The organism is Pseudomonadota bacterium, assembly GCA_026388215.1.
Taxonomy (GTDB): domain Bacteria; phylum Desulfobacterota; class Syntrophorhabdia; order Syntrophorhabdales; family Syntrophorhabdaceae; genus JAPLKF01.
This window is the reverse complement of the sequence record JAPLKF010000128.1, coordinates 1-5,744: the sequence shown is the minus strand read 5'-3', so window position 1 is coordinate 5,744 and position 5,744 is coordinate 1. Positions and strand designations below refer to the sequence as shown.

At 39.6% G+C, this 5,744-nt stretch carries 5 protein-coding genes; all 5 read left to right on the top strand.

What is annotated here, in order from left to right; all coding sequences use genetic code 11:
- Nucleotides 1-720 (top strand): hypothetical protein (locus tag NTU69_07745; GenBank protein MCX5803405.1); only part of this gene is annotated, 720 nt, incomplete at its 5' end.
- Nucleotides 721-740: 20 nt separating this feature from the next.
- Nucleotides 741-1,853, top strand: coding sequence for an AmmeMemoRadiSam system radical SAM enzyme (amrS, locus tag NTU69_07740; GenBank protein ID MCX5803404.1), 1,113 nt, complete (start codon nucleotides 741-743; stop codon nucleotides 1,851-1,853).
- A complete protein-coding gene (gene amrB / locus NTU69_07735) occupies nucleotides 1,841-3,346 on the top strand; it encodes an AmmeMemoRadiSam system protein B (protein MCX5803403.1) in 1,506 nt (501 codons plus the stop codon). The genes amrS and amrB overlap by 13 nt, the downstream gene beginning before the upstream one ends.
- 64 nt (nucleotides 3,347-3,410) lie before the next feature.
- A complete protein-coding gene (locus NTU69_07730) occupies nucleotides 3,411-5,174 on the top strand; it encodes a YgiQ family radical SAM protein (protein MCX5803402.1) in 1,764 nt (587 codons plus the stop codon).
- 22 nt (nucleotides 5,175-5,196) lie between these two features.
- A partial coding sequence (locus NTU69_07725) for a TRAM domain-containing protein (protein ID MCX5803401.1) occupies nucleotides 5,197-5,744 on the top strand: 548 nt, incomplete at its 3' end.

Below are 5,744 nucleotides of genomic sequence, written 5' to 3'. Positions count from 1 at the left end.
CTCCTTTTTTCACCTTCATTAAAGACAGTTTTTAATTGGGCAAAAAAAATAAACCTATCATCGATAATTATCTTCATAATCATCATCTTTGGTGCCTTACTTTTGCTCCAGAGAAAATATAAAAAAATCAGCATTCCTTTTGCTATTGCAACCACGGGTTTCACCGCAATGATTTTTGAACTAATCCTCCTTCTCAGTTTTCAGATATTCTATGGTTATGTGTTCTATGAAATTGGGCTTCTTATTACCACCTTTATGGGAGGCATGGCAATTGGAAGTCTGGTAATTACCTCTTGTTTCGGACATATCCGTAGAGAACTTACACTATTCAAGGGGATAGAAATAGCAATAACTGTCTTTTCTTTTTCCCTTTTCCTGCTCTTTTATTACCTTGATGTTATATCTTCTTCCAAAACTATCTCTATACACATCCTTTTTCTGTTTCTTCTATTCATTTCTGGCTTATTAACAGGAATAGAATTCCCCATTGCAAACAGGATTTATCTGAGGCAGTCAGGGGTCTTAAATCCCAATAACGGAGATTCCATAGGAAAGACCGTTGGCCTGTTATACAGTGTTGACCTCTTTGGCGGATGGATTGGAGGTGTCATCGGCGGGCTTATACTCCTCCCGATATTGGGCATATTAGCGGGGTGTATTATGCTTGCAATCCTTAAAATCAGTAGCCTTTTGCTATTATTGACTTTTCCCAAAAAGTAGTATAATTCTTTCAGGTTTTTATGATAAGCAGAAGAGATTTCATAAAGATAGTTTGTTTGACCCCTTTAGCCTTAAAACTTGAAGCAAAAGAACTCACTTCAAAGAACAGCCCATCGCTGAAAGAAGCCCTTTACTATCAAAAGCTTGATGAAAAGAAGAACACCGTATGGTGCCTGTTATGCCCAAGGGGATGCACACTGTCAGATGGTGAATCAGGCTTTTGTCGAGCAAGAAAGAACATAAAGGGAAAACTCTATTCCCTCGGGTTTGCTTCACCCTGTGCTGTTCATATCGATCCTATAGAAAAAAAACCTTTCTTTAATGTCCTTCCAAAAAGCTTAAGCTTCTCTATCGCCAGTGCCGGCTGTAATCTGAGATGTAAGTTCTGCCAGAACTGGCAGATTTCTCAGGTTTCTCCACTGGAAACAATGAACAGCTTCAGCCCACCGGAAAAAATCGTATCAATGGCAAGAACAAACGAATGTAAAAGCATTGCCTACACCTATACAGAACCAACAAACTTTTACGAATATATGTTTGAAACAGCAAAGATTGCCCGCAGCAAGGGAATCTTAAATGTCTGTCATTCAAACGGGTATATCAATCAAGAACCATTAAAAGAACTCTCAAAATATCTGGATGCAGCAAACATTGACCTTAAGGGATTCAGCTCAGCCTTTTATAATAAACTATGCGAGGCAGAGCTTGAACCAGTAATAGAAACCATAAAAACACTCAAAAGGTCAGGGGTATGGGTTGAAATCACAAACCTCATTATTCCAGGGCACAACGATGATACAAAGATGATTACAAATATGTGCGAATGGATAAAGAAAGATGTTGGTGCTGATGTGCCAGTCCATTTTTCCCGTTTTTTTCCGATGTATAAAATGACCAGTATCCCACCCACATCGGTAAGTATTCTTGAGAAGGCAAGGGAAATCGCCTTAAAAACAGGGTTACATTATCCATATATTGGAAATGTCCCTGGTCATCCTGGAGAAAACACCTATTGCCCTAAATGCAAAAAGACCTTGATTAGAAGGGCTGGATACAACATGTTAGAGAACAACCTGAAAAACGGGAAATGCAAATTCTGTGGGGAAAAGATAGGGGGTATATGGGCGATTTAAAGCAGTGTCCGGTGTTCAGTGTTCAATGTTCAGTTTATAAACCAGTACGCATCGTTCTATGTCTCATTCTCATGCTTGTTTTATCAGGCCTGAGCCAGGCTCAGGAGACACAGTTGAAAATCCGTAAACCAGTTTTTGCAGGTTCTTTTTATCCTGCGGACAAAAATATCCTGAATAAGACAATAGATGGCTATTTAAAAGAGGCAGAAAGCAAAGGTGAAAAATTGCCCGGCCATATTATCGGCATAATTGTCCCTCATGCAGGTTATGAGTATTCAGGAAGGGTTGCATCATCTGTATATTGCCAGCTAAGGGGAAAAGAATATAAAACAGTAATACTTCTTGGCTCAAGCCACCAGATACCCTTTATGGGAATTTCAATCTATCCTTCAGGCTTATGGGAAACCCCTTTTGGGAATGTGCAAATCGATCAGGATATTGGGCGCATACTTACTGAAAAATGCAAATCCATCAAACCTTTCTCCCCTGCCTTCGAACGCGAACATTCCCTTGAAGTCCAGCTACCATTTCTGCAAAAAACCCTCAAAAGCTTTAAAATCGTCCCGCTGGTTATAGGAAATTTAGATGAAAATGATTATAAAACACTTTCTGAAGCACTTTTTACTATATTAAAGCAAAACCCAAAAGGCGTTCTTATCGTAGCCTCTTCAGATATGTCTCACTTCCATTCGTATAATAAGGCCTACCAAATGGATAACCTTGCACTAAAAGATATCGAAGAATTGAACATAGAAAAACTGGCTGTTGATTTAAATAAAGGACAGTGTGAACTATGCGGTTCCCAGGGGGTAATTGTACTCATGATGATCGCAAAGAAACTTGGTGCTGAAGTGAAAATTCTGAACTACGCAAATTCCGGAGATGTCACAATGGATAAAAACAGGGTGGTCGGATATGGAGCTATTGCCTTTTCCTATCCCGAGAATGACCATGGACTCAATAAAAAAGAACAAAACATATTACTCACGATTGCCCGTAAGACGTTGGAGGAATATATTTCAAAAGGAGATATTCTCCAGTTTGAGATAAAAGATAAAAAACTATTGGGAAAAAGGGGTGCCTTCGTCACACTCACAAAAAACGGGGAGTTGAGAGGCTGTGTTGGTTATATAGCGCCTATCGCACCACTGTATAAAGCAGTTTCAGATATGACTATAGCCGCTTCAACGAGGGACATGCGTTTTCCTCCCGTATCCGGTGAAGAATTAAAAAATATCCATATCGAGATATCCGTACTCAGCCCATTAAAATTAGTCACTAACGTAAACGAAATTGAAGTGGGAAAACATGGTTTATATATCAGCAGGGGAAATTACTCTGGTCTTCTTTTACCTCAGGTTGCCACTTCTTATATGTGGAACAGGGAAGAATTTTTAAGGCAGACCTGTCTTAAAGCAGGATTATCTCCAAATACATGGAAGGAAAAAGGGACAAATATATATATATTCTCAGCCCAGATATTCTCTGAGTAAAAAAAACCATTTACTTTTGTTTTACCCCTTTCTCACAATATTCTGATAAAATGAAATTACTATAATGGATTTTTTACCCTTTACAAAAAAGGATTTAGAAAGAAGGGGATGGGATTATTTAGATGTTATCCTCGTTACAGGAGATGCATATGTGGACCATCCCTCATACGGAACCGCTATAATAGGAAGGGTACTGGAAAATGCCCATTACAGGGTGGGGATTATCTCTCAGCCTGATTGGACAAGTATCAATGATTTTATTCAATTGGGGAAACCGCACCTGTTTTTTGGAATAACAGCTGGAAATTTAGATTCCATGGTAGCAAACTACACTGCTCATAAAAAGCCGAGAAGACGGGATGATTATTCACCAGACGGGAAGCCAGGACTTCGTCCTGACAGGGCAATTATTGTATATGCAAATCGGGTAAGGGAGGCATTTAATGATGTATGCATCGTGATAGGCGGTATTGAAGCAAGCCTCCGGAGGTTCGCCCATTACGACTGGTGGGATAATGGTGTAAGGAAATCCATCCTTTTAGATTCAAGAGCGGATATACTGGTTTACGGGATGGGGGAAAAACAGATTGTGGAAATTACAAGAAGACTAAAACAGGGCATTGATCTCGCTGGAATAAGGGGAACTGCAATTGTCAGAAAGGATATAGTATTCCTGAAGGATTATATAGAAATCCCTTCCTATGACGAGGTAAAAAAAGACAAAGAAAAATTTAACGAGGCCTTCAAATCGATATATCTCAACCAGGACCCTTTAAAAGGAAAGACATTGGTGCAGAAACACGATACAAGATCTGTTATTCAGTTTCCTCCTCAAATTCCCCTCACAACACACGAGCTGGATAACATCTATGAACTTCCCTATATGAGGGGCTGGCACCCCGCTTATGACAAAAAAGGTGGTGTTCCTGGCTTTAAAACCGTAAAATTTTCGATCATCTCCCACAGGGGATGTTGCGGGGAATGCAGTTTCTGCTCCCTGTCCATGCACCAAGGTAGGATCGTTCAGTCAAGGAGTAAGGAATCTATTATAAAAGAAGCAAAACTGGTCTCTGAAATGAAAGACTTTAAAGGAACGATCACCGATGTAGGAGGCCCCACAGCAAATCTCTACATGGCAAAATGTCCTTTATGGGACAAAAAGGGGTTCTGCCAGGATAAACAATGCCTTATCCCAAAGAAATGTGAAATGCTGAAGTTAGGCTACAGAAAAAGCATAGAACTCTATAAAACAATCCTCACATTACCCAGGGTGAGACACATGTTTATAGAGAGTGGGTTCAGATATGACTTACTCATAGAAAAGGCACACATGGACTATCTGGAGCATATATGTAAATACCACATAAGCGGCCAGATGAAGGTTGCCCCTGAACACAGTGTGGACAGTGTTTTACGAATTATGAATAAACCCGATTTTAATGTTTATGAAACATTTGTAAGGAAATTTAAAGAAATAAATAAAAAACTCAATAAAGACCAGTATCTGGTTAACTATTTTATCAGTTCTCATCCAGGCTCAGCATTAGAGCACACATTGGCACTTTCACTCTATCTCATAGGAAGAAAAATCCATCCTGAACAGATACAGGATTTTATGCCCTTGCCACTTACCCTGTCCGGGTGTATCTATTATATTGAAAAACATCCTTTTACCGGAGAGAAGATTTATGTAGCAAAGACATTTCGTGAGAGAAAGATGCACCGGGCACTGATCCAGTACCGTAATCCAGGAAATAGAAGACTTATCAGAGATGCACTCAAGCTAATGAAAAGGGAGGATCTGATAAGGAAATTTATGGGTATATAATTGTTCTTCATCGGGGTAATATATGGATAAATCATCATTTTCCGTCGAAATAATTGATATTGCTCTCCCAAACAACTATGGGGTTGCCAGAAGGGATAATTTTGTCATTTTTGTGCCAGATGCGGTTATTGGTGACAAGGTTGAGGTCAAGATTTCAAGAGAAGAAAAACGTTTCGCCTATGGAGAGATTATCAATATTGAAGAGCCATCTTCGTTCAGAACCCACGCAAAATGTCCTCATTTTGGTTTTTGTGGGGGCTGTACATTACAAAGCCTGATATATGAAAAACAGCTTGAGGTCAAAGAAAATCATCTACTCCAGATACTCAGGAGGATAGGCAGCATAAATGTAGAAAAGGTTGAAATTACCCCAATAGCCCCGTCTCCGGATAGGTACTTTTACAGAAGCAAGCTGGAGCTCGCTTTTGGGAGAAAGGATGGACATACAATCATCGGCTTAAGAGAAAGGGTCTCCCCATTCAAAAAGTTTACGGGTCAGGTAGTGCCTTTAGAAAAATGCCTGATTTTCAGTCCTGTTGTAGAAAAAATAATTCCACTATTTTCAGACAT